Source organism: Klebsiella grimontii, from assembly GCF_042137965.1.
Taxonomy (GTDB): Bacteria; Pseudomonadota; Gammaproteobacteria; order Enterobacterales; family Enterobacteriaceae; genus Klebsiella; species Klebsiella grimontii.
Map to the genome: position 1 here is coordinate 1,755,640 of NZ_CP169721.1, position 14,669 is coordinate 1,770,308.

Sequence of the window (14,669 nt, forward strand, 5' to 3'; positions counted from 1 at the left end):
TTGCCAGCGGTGTTATCCCCAGCGCCGCGGCGTACGTTTATAACGTGCAAAAATACTTTTCAGAATGTTCACGATGACCAAATTTCGAGTTTCTTTGCTCAGCCTGACGTTGCTGCTGGCTGTGCCTTTTGCACCCCAGGCGATGGCTAAAACTTCCACGGCGGTGACCGCCTCCCAGCCGGATATCGCTTCCGGCAGCGCGATGATCGTCGATCTTGCCAGCAAAAAAATCATCTATGCCAGCCAGCCGGATCTGGTTCGCCCGATGGCGTCGATCACTAAGGTGATGACCGCGATGGTGGTGCTTGACGCCCATCTGCCTCTTGATGAAATGCTGACCGTTGATATCAGCCAGACGCCTGAGATGAAAGGGATCTATTCGCGCGTGCGCCTGAACAGCCAAATCAGCCGCCGCAATATGCTGCTGCTGGCGCTGATGTCGTCGGAAAACCGCGCCGCCGCCAGCCTGGCGCACCATTATCCGGGCGGCTACGACGCGTTTATCCGCGCGATGAACGCCAAGGCGCAGGCGCTGGGGATGACCCGTACCCGTTACGTCGAGCCTACCGGCCTGTCGATTCATAACGTCTCTACCGCCCGCGATCTGACTAAGCTGCTGATCGCCAGCGAACAGTATCCGCTGATTGGCCAACTGAGCACCACCAAAGAGGATATGGCGACGTTCGCCCATCCGGCCTATACGCTGCCGTTCCGCAATACCAACCATCTGGTCTACCGCGACAACTGGAATATTCAGCTGACCAAGACCGGCTTTACTAACGCGGCGGGCCACTGCCTGATTATGCGGACGGTGATTAATCAGCGCCCGGTGGCGCTGGTGGTGATGGATGCGTTTGGCAAATATACCCACTTTGCCGACGCCAGCCGTCTGAGAACGTGGATTGAAACGGGAAAAGTGATGCCGGTTCCGGCTTCCGCGCTCAGCTATAAAAAGCAGCGTGAAGCGCAGATGGCCGATGCGATGCTGAAAGGCGGCGCGCAGACCGCGCAGAACGATTAACCCCCATTTCCCCGGATTGCGGCGCGCAGAACGCTGGATACCTGTAGCCCGGCTAAGCGCAGCGCGAGCCGGGGGATTTTCCCGGAGGCGGCGCCGGCGCGCCTGTCCGGGCTACCGCTTACCCACTACGCCGAGAGGCTACTCCGGCAGCGTCCAGTCGCCATCGCCGAGCGGGCGCTGCATAATCAGGGTATCCCGCCAGTCGCCCATCTTATAGCCGACGCTGCGCAACTGTCCCGCCACGCTAAAACCGAACTTTTTATGAATCGCAATCGACCCGGCGTTGCTATGCCCGTCGCCGATAATCGCCAGCATCTGCCGCCACGGTCCCTGTTCGCATTTCTCAATTAGCCGCGAGAGCAGGGCGCTGCCAATACCGCGTCCGCCCATTCCCGCCTCAACGTAAATCGACTCTTCAAGCGTGTAGCGATAGGCCGGACGCGGGCGGTAAAAGGTGGCGTAGCAGTAGCCGACGATGGTGCCGCGCCACAGGGCAACCAGCCACGGCAGACCGCTATCGCGCACGGTTTTGATACGTTTACGCATCTCATCGACGGTTGGCGGGATCTCTTCAAACGAGGCGCGTCCATTGAGCACGTGCCAGACGTACAGCGCGGCGATGGCGTGGGCGTCATCGGGCAGCGCTTCGCGGATCTCTAAGTCAGCGTCATGTAGCTTATCCACTGCGGACATGATGGGTGGGTTCCTTAAACGGGTTTGCCGGAGAGGAGAATTCTCCGGCGTGCAGCGTAATACAGAAGCCCCGGGGCTGAACAGTCCCCCGTGCGGATTATTGCGGGTCGGCGGCGCTTGTCGTTTTATCCGGCGCTTCGCCCCAGTATTTTTGCTTACTGGTTTTACCGATCCCCGGATTCATGCTGTTGGTGGGATCGTTTTCGCGATAGAAGCGTTTTAAGCTTTCCGGCGCTTCATACAGATGGCCGACGTTATGCTCGGCCGGATACTGAGCGCCGCGCTCCTTCAGCAGCACCAGCATTTTCTCTTTCAGTTCGTGGGCATCGACGCCTTTTTTCACGATGTAATCCTGATGGAAAACGTGGCACATAAAGTGGCCGTAATAGAGCTTATGCACCAGCTGGCTATCGATATCGGCGGGAAGATGCTCAAACCAGTCGGTATCGTTACGGCGCAGGGCGATGTCCAGCGCCAGAATATCTTCCACTTCATCGGCGTGAACCGCCTGGTAGCGGATCGCCGCGCCCGCGGCGGCAAAGCGGTGCAGAAAGGCTTTGCTGCCTTCTTCCGCGGTGCAGACGAAGAAATCGCCTTCGGCGTTCTTAAAATACTCCCCGAGCCAGGCCTGGGCTTCTTCAATGCCGTCGCCCGCCATCTTCAGCAGCAGATGGTGTTCGTATTTATTGCGCCAGGTTTTCATTCGCTCCGGCAGATGCGCCGGGAAGACGTGACCCAGCTTTTGCATAAAGCGGTCGGTGAAGTGCGGCTTAAACAGCGACACTTTCTCCAGCATCGCGTCGGTGCGGCCCTTCATGGTAAAGAAGAACGGCATTTTATCGGTGCCGAGCTTGTCGATCATCAGGAAGGTATCTTTCCCGTACTGCTCGGCGATATCGTAAATATCGCGGTGCATGTACTCACCCGCCACCGGCAGATGGTTGAATTCGGCGAGAATATGGCGGCGAATTTCGGTCAGCACTTCCGGGCGGTTGGTGCCGATGTAGAAGACCTGCTGGCGTTTTTCCGCCGGGAAGGTATCGAGGCGCACGGCGAACACCGCCAGCTTGCCGGCGCAGCCCGAGGATTCAAACAGGCGGTCCGGGTCGGCGTTGTAGCGCGCCGGGGTATCGGCATTCACGTCGCGCACGCGGGTGACGTAATCATGATCGTGGGCGTGGCGACCGTCGTGGCGGACATCTTCATCTTTAACCCGCTCGTCGTCGAGGCGGCTAAGAATTTGCTCCGGCGTCGTGCCGAGGTCGATGCCGAGGTGGTTCACCAGGCTGAGCTTGCCGTTTTCATCGATTTGCGCATACAGCGACATTTCGGTGTACGCCGGGCCGCGCTGGACCAGCGAGCCGCCGGAGTTGTTGCAGATCCCGCCGACCACCGATGCCCCGATGCAGGATGAACCAATGACCGAGTGCGGCTCGCGGCCCAGCGGCTTCAGCGCTTTTTCCAGCGAATAGAGCGTCGTGCCGGGATAAGCCAGCACCTGCTCGCCTTTATCCAGCAGATGCAGTTTATCCAGGCGCAGAGTGCTGATAATCACGATATCGCGGTCATAATCGTTGCCGTTCGGCGTTGAGCCTTCGGTCAGGCCGGTGTTGGCCGCCTGCATCAGAATGATTTTGTCGGCGTTGACGCAGGCGTTCAGCACGCGCCACAGCTCCAGCAGCGTACCGGGAAAGACCACCGCCAGCGCGTCGCCCTGGCCGGAGCGAAAGCCTTTACGGTAGCGCTGGGTTTTAGCCGGGTCGGTGAGCAGATGGGACGAGCCGACCAGACGGGTGAGTTCAGCCAGAAAAGCGTTGTTATTGGTTGTTGCAGATGACATGTTCCACTCCTTGTGGTGGTACAAAATTATCAAAAATAAGAATAGCGCTTTGTATGACAATTTGATGCATCAATGTTTCGAAAAATCAGAGAACAACGCGCGCTTTATTCAGGCGTCTCGTTTATGTTTATGGCAGACTTCGACTTTTGCTATCTTTTCGCCGATCTGGTCGACTGGAACAATGAGGGATAAAAATGAAATGGCTTTGTACTGTAGGCGTCGCTGTGAGCCTGGCGCTGCAACCCGCGCTGGCGGATGAATTGTTCGGCAATCATCCCCTAACGCCGCAGGCGCGGGATGCGTTTGTGACGGAACTGCTGACGAAAATGACGGTGGATGAAAAAATCGGTCAGCTGCGCTTAATTAGCGTCGGCCCGGATAACCCGAAAGAGGCCATCCGCGAAATGATCAAAGAAGGTCAGGTGGGGGCTATTTTTAACACCGTGACCCGCCATGATATCCGCACTATGCAGGATCAGGTGATGGAACTCAGCCGCCTGAAAATTCCGCTGTTTTTCGCCTATGACGTGCTCCACGGTCAGCGCACCGTTTTCCCGATTAGCCTTGGTCTGGCCTCCTCTTTTAACCTCGACGCGGTGAATACCGTCGGGCGAGTATCGGCGTACGAAGCGGCCGATGATGGCCTGAACATGACCTGGGCGCCGATGGTCGACGTCTCCCGTGACCCGCGCTGGGGCCGCGCCTCGGAAGGATTCGGGGAAGATACCTACCTGACTACCGAGATGGGCAGGGCGATGGTGGAGTCGATGCAGGGGAAAAGCCCGGCCGATCGCTACTCGGTGATGACCAGCGTCAAGCACTTTGCGGCCTACGGCGCGGTCGAAGGCGGCAAAGAATACAACACCGTTGATATGAGTCCGCAGCGCCTGTTCAACGACTATATGCCGCCGTACAAAGCGGGGTTGGATGCCGGCAGCGGCGCGGTCATGGTGGCCCTTAACTCGCTTAACGGCACCCCGGCGACCTCCGACGCCTGGCTGCTCAAGGACGTGCTGCGCGACCAGTGGGGCTTTAAAGGCATCACCGTCTCCGACCATGGGGCCATCAAGGAGCTGATTAAACACGGCGTGGCGTCGGACCCGGAAGACGCGGTGCGCGTGGCGCTGAAGTCCGGCATCAACATGAGCATGAGCGACGAGTACTACAGCAAGTATCTGCCCGGGCTGGTGAAGTCCGGGAAGGTGACGATGGCGGAGCTGGATGACGCGACCCGCCACGTGCTGAACGTCAAATACGATATGGGCCTGTTTAACGACCCCTACAGCCACCTGGGGCCGAAAGATTCCGACCCGCAGGATACCAATGCCGAAAGCCGCCTGCATCGCAAAGACGCGCGCGAAGTGGCGCGCGAAAGCCTGGTGCTGCTGAAAAACCGTCTCGATACGCTGCCGCTGAAAAAATCGGGCACTATCGCGGTGATCGGCGCCCTGGCCGACAGCAAGCGCGACATGATGGGCAGCTGGTCGGCGGCGGGCGTTGCCGATCAGTCGGTGACCGTGCTGACCGGTATGCAGAACGCGCTGGGCGACAAAGGCAAGATTATCTATGCCAAAGGCGCCAACGTGACCGACGATAAAGGCATCGTCGACTTCCTCAATCTGTATGAGAAAGCGGTGCAGGTTGACTCGCGCTCGCCGCAGGAGATGATTGACGAAGCGGTGGCGGCGGCGAAGCAGTCTGACGTGGTGGTTGCCGTGGTGGGTGAGGCGCAGGGCATGGCCCACGAAGCCTCCAGCCGCACCGACATCACCCTGCCGCCGAGCCAGCGCGCCCTGATTAGCGCCCTGAAAGCGACCGGCAAGCCGTTGGTGCTGGTGCTGATGAACGGCCGTCCGCTGGCGCTGGTGAAAGAAGATCAGCAGGCCGATGCGATCCTCGAAACCTGGTTTGCCGGTACCGAAGGCGGTAACGCGATTGCCGATGTGCTGTTCGGCGACTACAACCCGTCGGGCAAGCTGCCGATGTCCTTCCCGCGCTCGGTTGGGCAGATCCCCACCTACTACAGCCATCTCAACACCGGTCGTCCGTACAATGCGGATAAGCCGAACAAGTACACCTCGCGCTACTTTGACGAGGCCAACGGTCCGCTCTATCCGTTTGGCTACGGCCTCAGCTACACCACCTTTAGCGTTTCCGACGTGAAAATGTCGGCGCCGACCCTGCAACGTGACGGCAAAGTGACCGCCAGCGTGCAGGTGACCAATACCGGCAAGCGCGAAGGGGCGACGGTGATTCAGCTTTATCTGCAGGACGTTACCGCTTCCATGAGCCGTCCGGTGAAAATGCTGCGCGGCTTTAAAAAGGTGACCCTTAAGCCGGGCGAGACGCAAACCGTCAGCTTCCCGATTGACGTTGAGGCGCTGAAGTTCTGGAACCAGCAGATGAAGTACGACGCCGAGCCGGGTAAATTCAACGTCTTTATCGGCGTCGATTCCGCCCGCGTGAAGCAGAGCGAGTTTGAACTGCTGTAATGGCGATTTGTCGCCCGGGTAAGGCGCCAGTCGCAGCCCGGGAACACGCTTTCCGTTATCCTAAAGGCCGATTAATCGGCCTTTTCTTTTTCCGCTCCGCCCTAAATGAACTACGCTTTTCTCTTAAGCTCCTGTTAATGGAGCGCAAATTAAAGAGGGACGCGAGGATGATAAAGGCAAGTGTTTGGTCAGGCGCGCTGGCGCTGGCGGCCCTGATTAGCCTGCCGCTGCAGGCGGCCGAGCCGGTTAAGGTCGGCTCAAAAATTGACACCGAAGGGGCGCTGCTCGGCAATATTATTTTGCAGGTGCTGGAAAGTCATGGGGTGAAAACCGTCAATAAAATCCAGCTCGGCACCACCCCGGTGGTGCGCGGGGCGATAACCGCCGGTGAGCTGGATATTTACCCGGAATATACCGGCAACGGCGCGTTCTTCTTCAAAGAGGAGAACGACCCGGCGTGGAAAAACGCGCAGCAGGGATACGAAAAAGTCAAAAAGTTGGACGCGGAAAAGAATAAGCTCATCTGGCTCACCCCGGCTCCGGCCAACAATACCTGGACTATCGCCGTCCGTCAGGATCTGGCGGAGAAAAACCACCTCGCCTCATTAAGCGACCTCGCCGGCTATCTGCAAAAGGGCGGCGACTTTAAGCTGGCCGCCTCGGCGGAGTTTATTGAACGCCCGGACGCGCTGCCGGCGTTTGAAAAAGCCTACGGCTTTACGCTCAAGCAAGATCAACTGCTGTCGCTGGCGGGCGGCGATACGGCGGTCACCATCAAAGCGGCGGCGCAGCAAACCTCCGGCGTGAATGCGGCGATGGCCTACGGTACCGATGGCCCGGTCGCCGCGCTGGGTCTGCAAACCCTGAGCGACCCGAAGGGCGTGCAGCCGATTTATGCGCCCACCCCGGTAGTGCGTGAAGCGGTGTTAAAAGCCTATCCGCAGATAGCCGACTGGCTACAGCCGGTATTTGCCAGCCTGGATGAAAAGACGCTGCAAAAGCTGAACGCCAGCATTGCGGTAGAGGGGCTGGATGCGAAGAAAGTCGCCGCCGACTATCTGCAACAAAAAGGGCTGCTGAAGTAGCGCGCGCGTGACGATTCGTTGCGGTAACCGGGTTGCGCTGCTGCTGGCGTTGCTACTGCTGCTGGCGATGGCGCTGCCGTTTATCAATTATGCCCCTAACCGGCTGTTATCCGGCGAGGGGCGTTGGCTATGGCAGGTCTGGCCGTGGCTGGCGGGGGGGCAGGCGGCGGTCGCGCTGCTGATAGCGCTGCTGAGCTGGCGTTCAGGGCGCCTCCCGCTGCTGCTTATCTTCCTGCTAGCGGATCTGCTGCTGCCTTTATTGCTGTGGGGGGCCGGCAGGGCGGCGGTGCAGCTGGCCCAGAACGGTTCTCCTTTAGCCCGCACCTCGCCGGGCAGCGGTCTGTGGCTGGCGCTGGCGCTTTGCCTGCTTATTGCCAGCGATGCGGTTCGTCGCCTGACCTCCCGCGCCCTGTGGCGCTGGCTGCTAAATGCGCAAATCTGGCTGCTGCCCGCGCTGCTGCTGGGACTCGGCGCGCTCAATGATCTCTCTTTGCTGAAAGAGTATTTCAATCGCCGCGATGTTTTTGACGATGCCCTGTCTCAGCATCTGCTCCTGCTGTTCGGCACCCTGCTGCCGGGGCTGCTGATTGGGCTACCCGTTGGCGTTTGGCTCTGGCGGTATCCCCGCTGGCAATCGCCGGTTTTTGCGGTTCTCAACGTGATTCAGACCGTTCCCTCCGTCGCGTTATTTGGCCTGCTTATCGCGCCGCTGGCCGGGCTGGCGCGGGAGTTTCCCTCGCTGGCGCAGATCGGCGTTTCCGGGACCGGCATGACGCCAGCGCTGATCGCGCTAGTGCTGTATGCGCTATTGCCGCTGGTGCGCGGGGTGACGACCGGCCTGCAGCAGGTGCCGCGTGAAGCGCTGGAGAGCGCGGCGGCGATGGGGATGAGCGGCGGGCAGCGCTTTCGCCAGATACAGCTACCGCTGGCCTTGCCCGTACTGTTGCGCAGCCTGCGGGTGGTTAGCGTGCAAACCGTCGGTATGGCGGTGGTGGCGGCTCTGATCGGCGCGGGCGGTTTCGGCGCGCTGGTTTTCCAGGGGCTGCTCAGCAGCGCGCTGGATCTGGTGCTGCTGGGGGTAATCCCGACCATCGCGCTGGCGGTGGTGGTGGATGCGTTATTCGCGCTGTGGGGCGCATTACTGAAAGGAGAGGCCGGTGATTGAGTTTGACGGCGTCAATAAAGCCTTTGCCGGACAGCCTGCGGTGAAAGACCTCAATCTGCATCTGCGCGAAGGGGCATTTTCGGTGCTGATCGGCACCTCCGGTTCGGGGAAGTCGACCACGCTGAAGATGATTAATCGTCTGGTGGAGCACGATAGCGGGACGATCCGTTTCGCCGGGCAGGATATCCGCCAGCAGCCGGTGCTCGAACTGCGCCGCAAAATGGGCTACGCCATCCAGTCCATCGGCCTGTTTCCCCACTGGACGGTGGCGCAGAACATTGCCACCGTCCCGCAGCTGCTGAAGTGGTCGCGACAGAAAACCCAGGCGCGAATCGATGAACTGATGGCCTTGCTGGGGCTGGAGCCCGGCCTGCGCGAACGCTACCCGCATCAGCTTTCCGGCGGGCAGCAGCAGCGCGTCGGCGTGGCGCGCGCGCTGGCGGCCAACCCGGAAGTGCTGCTGATGGATGAGCCCTTCGGCGCGCTCGATCCGGTGACGCGCGAAGCCTTGCAGCAGGAGATGATCCGCATTCATCGCCTGCTGGGTCGCACGATAGTGCTGGTAACCCACGATATCGATGAGGCGCTGCGGCTGGCGGACCATCTGGTGTTGATGAATGGCGGCGAAGTGGTACAGCAGGGGGAGCCGCTGCAGATGCTGCTTGAGCCGAAAAATGCGTTTGTGCAGACCTTCTTTGGCCGCAGCGAACTGGGCGTGCGCCTGCTATCGCTGCGCGGCGTCGGCGATTATCTGCGCCGCGACGAGCGCCTGGCGGGGGATGCGTTAAACGTGGCGATGACCCTGCGCGAGGCGCTGTCGCAGTTCGTTGCCCATCGCCGCGAGGTGCTGCCGGTGGTCGATGAGCAGGGAGAGGCCTGCGGGACGCTGCATTTTGCCGACCTGCTGCGCGAGGAGGCCCGGCGTGAAGGCGCTGCGTGATCCGCTGCTGTGGCTCAGCGCCATGTTTATCGCGCTGCTGCTGGCGTTGCCCTACAGCGCGCCGCTGTTCAGCGCACTGTTTCCCGAGCTGCCGCGTCCGGTTTATCAGCAGGAGAGTTTTGTCTCTCTCACCCTGGCGCACTTTTGGCTGGTGGCGCTCTCCAGCCTGGCGGCGACGATCGTGGGCGTCGGGGCCGGGATTGCGGTCACCCGTCCAGGAGGACATGAGTTTCGTCCGCTGGTAGAGACCATCGCCGCAATGGGGCAGACGTTTCCGCCGGTCGCGGTGCTGGCGATTGCGGTTCCGGTGATGGGATTTGGCTGGCAGCCCGCGCTGATCGCGCTGGCGCTGTATGGCATATTACCGGTTTTGCAGGGCACGCTGGCCGGAATTGGGGCGGTACCGTCCGGGGTATTAACCATCGCTCAGGGGATGGGGATGAGCGGCTGGCAGAGACTGATGAAGGTTGAGCTGCCGCTGGCGGCGCCGGTGATGCTCGCCGGAATTCGTACCTCGACTATCGTCAATATCGGTACGGCGACCATTGCTTCAACCGTTGGCGCGAATACGCTCGGTACGCCGATTGTTATCGGCCTCAGCGGATTTAATACCGCTTATGTCATTCAGGGGGCGCTGCTGGTGGCGCTGGCGGCGATTATCGTCGACCGCGGTTTTGAACGGCTGAACCGGCGAATCAGCCGACACCGCCGCGAACAATAAACGAATAACCGGCCAGCATCACGCCGCCGATGCCGCTGATGGCCATAAATAAGAACAGGGTAATCACCGCAATTTTCGCTGGCTTCATAATAGGCTCCTGATGTTAACGCAGGGATTATACGGTGAAGCGCAGGTGTTAATAAAACATTAATTGCTTTTTAGCGACGACAATATCCCCGGCTCGCGCTGCGCTTAGCCGGGCTACGGACCCACAGCAATCTGCGATCCGGTAGCCCGGACAGGCGCCTCAGGCGCCGCCTCCGGGAGACGCGGCGGTGGCGTGATTGAGCCAGATAATCTGCCCCTGCTGCTCCCAGAGACGCATTTGGTTGACCTGGGCGCTGCAGGGCGTCTCTCCGCACCAGACCATCAACGTACTCTCGGGGAAAAGTTCCGGCCGGAGCTGGTTTAGCGAATGGGCGAGAATATCCACCCGCCAGCCCTGCTCACTGGCTATCCATCCCTCCAGCCATAGCCGGGTAATATCGCTAACGTTCCAGCCCACAACCAGCGCATGGTTACCGGGATATTTTGCCGTGGATGACAGACTGCGGGCGATATGATTAATCAAAATACCGTCAAGGATGCCACGCAGCGCCAGCAACGTCGGCTGCGGGCTAAGCAGGCGCTGGCGTAAAGGGTTAATCAGGTGCTTGACCAGAATTTGCGCAGAGTCGCTGTGGTTGCGCTCCTTAAGCCACATGCGCAGGCGATGATAGCTACCGGTTTGCAAATAGTCGAGCAGGATCTCCTGCTGAGCGCGCCAGCCGTCGGCCACCTCCTGCTCGTTATCCATCAGCAGCGTTTTCACTTTCCCGACCTGCACGCCGGACTCAATCCAGCGCTTAATTTCGCGAATGCGGTCTATTTCATATTCGTTGAACAGGCGATGACCGCCGTCGGTACGCTGGGGTTTCAGTAATCCGTAGCGCCGCTGCCAGGCGCGTAACGTCACGGGATTGATATCGCAAAGCTGGGCAACTTCGCCGATTGTATAAAGCGCCATTTTCTCCTCCCGCTGTGTTCTCCTCCATTAACTGTAGAAGCTGTTTGCCGAAGCGGGAATTTTTGTCTGTTTTTTGTACAAAAATGGACCGTCGAGACGCGGAGAAGTGTGATCTTAACCATGAATTATCATTTTCATGTATTGCTTCAAAGAAAGTTATAAGCAAGCAGTGTATGTTACGCGCTTTCAAATGAAGTGTGGTCTGCGGGTATGTACGAGTTCGATCTGGTGTTGCTGCTGCTTCAGCAGATGTGCGTGTTTTTGGTCATCGCGTGGCTGATGAGCAAAACGCGGCTGTTCATCCCGTTAATGCAGGTCACCGTCCGATTACCGCACAAGCTGCTGTGCTACGTGACCTTTTCCATTTTCTGCATCCTCGGCACATACTTCGGCCTGCATATCGAAGACTCGATCGCCAATACGCGGGCCATCGGCGCGGTAATGGGCGGCCTGCTGGGCGGCCCGGTAGTCGGCGGTCTGGTGGGGCTGACCGGCGGCCTTCACCGCTACTCGCTGGGCGGCATGACGGCGCTGAGCTGCATGGTGTCCACCATCGTCGAGGGTCTACTCGGCGGCCTGGTGCACAGCATTCTGGTCAAACGCGGGCGGCCGGATAAAGTCTTTAGCCCGCTTACCGCCGGCGCGATCACCTTTTTCGCCGAAATGGTGCAGATGCTGATTATTCTACTTATCGCTCGCCCGTTCGAAGATGCGCTGCATCTGGTACAGAGCATCGCCGCGCCCATGATGGTTACCAACACCGTCGGGGCGGCGCTGTTTATGCGCATCCTGCTGGATAAGCGGGCGATGTTTGAAAAATATACCTCGGCTTTCTCAGCCACGGCGCTGAAGGTTGCCGCGTCGACGGAAGGGATCCTGCGTCAGGGATTTAACGAAGAGAACAGCATGAAGGTCGCGCAGGTGCTGATCCAGGAGCTGGATATCGGCGCGGTGGCGATAACCGATCGCGATAAGCTGCTGGCGTTTACCGGGATCGGCGACGATCACCACCTTCCCGGTAAACCCATCTCTTCGCTGTATACCCAAAAGGCGATAGATTCCGGCGAAGTCGTTTACGCCGACGGCAACGAAGTGCCTTACCGCTGCTCGATTCATCCCAACTGTAAGCTGGGATCGACGCTGGTTATCCCGCTGCGCGGCGAAAATCAGCGGGTGATCGGCACCATTAAGCTCTATGAAGCGAAAAACCGCCTGTTCAGCTCGATCAACCGTACGCTGGGAGAGGGGATTGCGCAGCTGCTGTCGGCGCAGATCCTGGCCGGTCAGTATGAACGGCAAAAAGCGCTGCTGACGCAATCGGAAATCAAACTGCTGCACGCCCAGGTGAACCCGCATTTCCTGTTCAACGCGCTGAATACGCTAAAAGCGGTGATTCGCCGCGATAGCGACCAGGCCGGACAGCTGGTGCAGTATCTGTCGACCTTTTTTCGCAAAAACCTGAAGCGGCCTGCGGAAATCGTCACCCTGGCGGATGAAATTGAGCATGTGAACGCCTATCTGCAGATTGAGAAAGCGCGTTTTCAGGCCAATTTACAGATTCAGATGCTGGTGCCCGAAGCGCTGGGACAGCATCAGCTTCCGGCGTTTACCCTGCAGCCAATCGTCGAAAACGCCATTAAACACGGGACTTCGCAGCACCTCGGGGTGGGCGAGATCACCATCCGCGCCAGTCAACACGAACGCTGGCTGCAGCTGGATATTGAAGATAATGCCGGGCTGTACCAGGACAAACCCAGCGCCAGCGGGCTGGGCATGAACCTGGTCGACCGCCGGCTGCGGGCGCGCTTCGGCGCCGACTGCGGGATCACCGTAACCTGCGAGCCGGAATGTTTTACCCGCGTCACGCTGAGACTGCCTGTGGAGGACAACGCATGTTAAAAGTATTAATTGTCGACGACGAGCCGCTGGCGCGTGAAAACCTGCGTATTTTGCTGGAGGCCCAGCCTGATATTGAGATCGTCGGCGAATGCGGGAATGCCGTCGAAGCGATTGGCGCGGTGCACAAGCTGCGCCCGGACGTGCTGTTTCTGGATATCCAGATGCCGCGCATCAGCGGCCTGGAGATGGTCGGCATGCTCGATCCCGAGCATCGCCCCTATATCGTCTTCCTCACCGCGTTTGACGAGTACGCGGTGAAGGCCTTTGAAGAGCACGCGTTTGATTATTTACTGAAGCCGATTGAATCCGCCCGGCTGGAAAAAACGCTGGTTCGTCTGCGCCAGGAGCGCAGCCTGCAGGATATGACCGTCCTCGACGATACTCAGCAGGCGCTGAAGTACATTCCCTGCACCGGACACAGCCGGATCTGGCTGCTGCAGATGGAAGACGTGGCCTTCGTCAGCAGCCGGATGAGCGGGATTTACGTCACCGACTGCGAAGGAAAGGAGGGCTTTACCGAGCTGACCCTGCGCACCCTGGAGAGCCGCACGCCGCTGCTGCGCTGCCATCGCCAGTACCTGGTCAACATGTCCCATCTCAAGGAGATCCGCTTTGAGGAGAACGGCCAGGCGGAGCTGCTGATGCGCGCCGGGCAAACGGTACCGGTCAGCCGCCGCTATCTGAAGAGCCTGAAAGAGGCGATTGGGCTGTAAAATGGCGGAATCGTGATAGACTGAGCGGCAGAATTTTTCATCATGAAGGCAATATGATCAGTAACGATATCTTACGTAGCCTGCGCTACACCCTGAAAACCAACAACAACGGCCTGGTAAGTATTTTTGCGCTGGCGGATGCGCCGGTGAGCGCGGAACAGCTGGTTCCCTGGCTGAAAAAAGAAGACGAAGAGGGGTTTGCGCGCTGCCCGGATATTGTGCTGTCCAATTTCCTTAACGGCCTGATTTACGCGAAGCGCGGTAAAGATGAATCCGCGCCGCCGCTCGCTGTCGAGCGCCGGGTCAACAACAACATCGTGCTGAAAAAGCTGCGAATCGCCTTCTCCCTGAAGACGGATGATATTCTCGCTATCCTCACCCAGCAGAAATTCCGCGTCTCCATGCCGGAAATCACCGCCATGATGCGCGCCCCGGAGCATAAAAACTTCCGCGAATGCGGCGACCAGTTCCTGCGCTACTTCCTGCGCGGGCTGACCGAGCGTGAACACGCGAAATCCTGATATGCCTCCCCCGGCTTGCGGCGTAAATGCCTGAACCGGGCTACCCGAAGGCACGGCCCCGTAACCCGGCTTGCGTAGCGCCAGCCGGGAATTCTCCAGACCAGGCAAGGCTATTTCACTTCTTTAAAACCCTGCGATTTCAGCAATTTCTCCGACTCGCTCAGCGAAATAAACTTTTGTGAACAGTCGGAAAAGCTGGCCCCCGGCAGGTGACATAGCTCGCTGATTTTAGCCTGATTAAAGTCGATGGAGAGGTGTTCCTGCGCGACGTTCTCTTTATAGTCGACGCTGTGGGTGACGCCTTTGATTTTGCTGTAGGCCGCGCCGATGGGGTCGATGACCTTGCGCGCCTGCTCTTCGTTGCTCACCCCGAGCGATTTATAGGGGATAGTGTTATCCGCGTCCTGGCGGGTAACGACATCGTCTTTGTAGTGATAGGTGTAGGTCAGGTCAACGCCGTTGATCGTGTTGTTGAACGTTTTGACCTCATCTTTGTTGTTATCGCAGCCGACAAGCGTGGCCATCAATAGCGTTGCGCCCAGAGCGACGGTGATCCTGCGGTTAAATTTCATT

The 14,669-nt window shown here is 59.0% G+C and carries 14 protein-coding genes; 9 read left to right on the top strand and 5 right to left on the bottom strand.

Annotated features, from left to right (window positions below):
- Positions 1 to 73: 73 nt before the first annotated feature.
- Entirely contained in the window at positions 74 to 1,021 is a 948-nt protein-coding gene (gene pbpG, locus ACE3MN_RS08420) for a D-alanyl-D-alanine endopeptidase (RefSeq protein ID WP_004138574.1), read from the top strand.
- A gap of 138 nt (positions 1,022 to 1,159) precedes the next feature.
- On the opposite strand, the gene ACE3MN_RS08425 is transcribed toward pbpG, so the two are convergent.
- Both ACE3MN_RS08425 and dld read right to left on the bottom strand, forming a co-directional pair.
- On the bottom strand, positions 1,160 to 1,714 hold the full coding sequence (locus ACE3MN_RS08425; RefSeq protein WP_004138576.1) for a GNAT family N-acetyltransferase: 555 nt from the start codon (positions 1,712 to 1,714) through the stop codon (positions 1,160 to 1,162).
- Positions 1,715 to 1,811: 97 nt separating this feature from the next.
- Complete coding sequence (dld, locus tag ACE3MN_RS08430) at positions 1,812 to 3,554, bottom strand: D-lactate dehydrogenase (protein WP_102649881.1); 1,743 nt, start codon at positions 3,552 to 3,554, stop codon at positions 1,812 to 1,814.
- Between the two features lie 194 nt (positions 3,555 to 3,748).
- Here dld and bglX point away from each other — a divergent pair, with 194 nt between their 5' ends.
- From bglX to ACE3MN_RS08455, 5 genes are all read left to right on the top strand, one after another.
- Positions 3,749 to 6,046, top strand: coding sequence for a beta-glucosidase BglX (bglX, locus tag ACE3MN_RS08435; protein WP_064342994.1), 2,298 nt, complete (start codon positions 3,749 to 3,751; stop codon positions 6,044 to 6,046).
- 167 nt (positions 6,047 to 6,213) lie between these two features.
- Positions 6,214 to 7,131: an ABC transporter substrate-binding protein gene (locus tag ACE3MN_RS08440; RefSeq protein WP_024359196.1), complete on the top strand. Its 918-nt coding sequence runs from the start codon at positions 6,214 to 6,216 to the stop codon at positions 7,129 to 7,131.
- Between the two features lie 7 nt (positions 7,132 to 7,138).
- Positions 7,139 to 8,296 (top strand): ABC transporter permease, encoded by a 1,158-nt coding sequence (locus ACE3MN_RS08445; protein ID WP_024359195.1) that lies wholly within the window; start codon positions 7,139 to 7,141, stop codon positions 8,294 to 8,296.
- Positions 8,289 to 9,236, top strand: coding sequence for an ABC transporter ATP-binding protein (locus ACE3MN_RS08450; RefSeq protein ID WP_004138591.1), 948 nt, complete (start codon positions 8,289 to 8,291; stop codon positions 9,234 to 9,236). The genes ACE3MN_RS08445 and ACE3MN_RS08450 overlap by 8 nt, the downstream gene beginning before the upstream one ends.
- Positions 9,220 to 9,957 carry an ABC transporter permease gene (locus ACE3MN_RS08455; protein ID WP_024359193.1) on the top strand — a complete coding sequence of 246 codons (738 nt, stop codon included), beginning with the start codon at positions 9,220 to 9,222 and terminating at the stop codon, positions 9,955 to 9,957. The genes ACE3MN_RS08450 and ACE3MN_RS08455 overlap by 17 nt, the downstream gene beginning before the upstream one ends.
- On the opposite strand, the gene ACE3MN_RS08460 is transcribed toward ACE3MN_RS08455, so the two are convergent.
- Both ACE3MN_RS08460 and ACE3MN_RS08465 read right to left on the bottom strand, forming a co-directional pair.
- Complete coding sequence (locus ACE3MN_RS08460; RefSeq protein ID WP_004103838.1) at positions 9,932 to 10,045, bottom strand: protein YohO; 114 nt, start codon at positions 10,043 to 10,045, stop codon at positions 9,932 to 9,934. The two genes, ACE3MN_RS08455 and ACE3MN_RS08460, sit on opposite strands and share 26 nt — an antisense overlap.
- Positions 10,046 to 10,204: 159 nt before the next feature.
- Positions 10,205 to 10,963, bottom strand: a complete 759-nt coding sequence (locus ACE3MN_RS08465; RefSeq protein WP_049086417.1) for a MerR family transcriptional regulator — start codon at positions 10,961 to 10,963, stop codon at positions 10,205 to 10,207.
- Positions 10,964 to 11,173: 210 nt separating this feature from the next.
- Here ACE3MN_RS08465 and ACE3MN_RS08470 point away from each other — a divergent pair, with 210 nt between their 5' ends.
- The 3 genes from ACE3MN_RS08470 to ACE3MN_RS08480 are packed head-to-tail and all read left to right on the top strand — an operon-like array spanning position 11,174 to position 14,096.
- Positions 11,174 to 12,862 carry a sensor histidine kinase gene (locus ACE3MN_RS08470; protein WP_004138597.1) on the top strand — a complete coding sequence of 563 codons (1,689 nt, stop codon included), beginning with the start codon at positions 11,174 to 11,176 and terminating at the stop codon, positions 12,860 to 12,862.
- Positions 12,856 to 13,575, top strand: a complete 720-nt coding sequence (btsR, locus tag ACE3MN_RS08475; RefSeq protein WP_049086416.1) for a two-component system response regulator BtsR — start codon at positions 12,856 to 12,858, stop codon at positions 13,573 to 13,575. The genes ACE3MN_RS08470 and btsR overlap by 7 nt, the downstream gene beginning before the upstream one ends.
- Positions 13,576 to 13,628: 53 nt before the next feature.
- Positions 13,629 to 14,096, top strand: coding sequence for a DUF1456 family protein (locus tag ACE3MN_RS08480; RefSeq protein WP_004138601.1), 468 nt, complete (start codon positions 13,629 to 13,631; stop codon positions 14,094 to 14,096).
- A 110-nt stretch (positions 14,097 to 14,206) separates the two neighbouring features.
- Here ACE3MN_RS08480 and ACE3MN_RS08485 read toward each other — a convergent pair whose 3' ends face one another.
- Positions 14,207 to 14,668 carry a YehR family lipoprotein gene (locus tag ACE3MN_RS08485; RefSeq protein WP_004138602.1) on the bottom strand — a complete coding sequence of 154 codons (462 nt, stop codon included), beginning with the start codon at positions 14,666 to 14,668 and terminating at the stop codon, positions 14,207 to 14,209.
- Position 14,669: the final 1 nt, after the last annotated feature.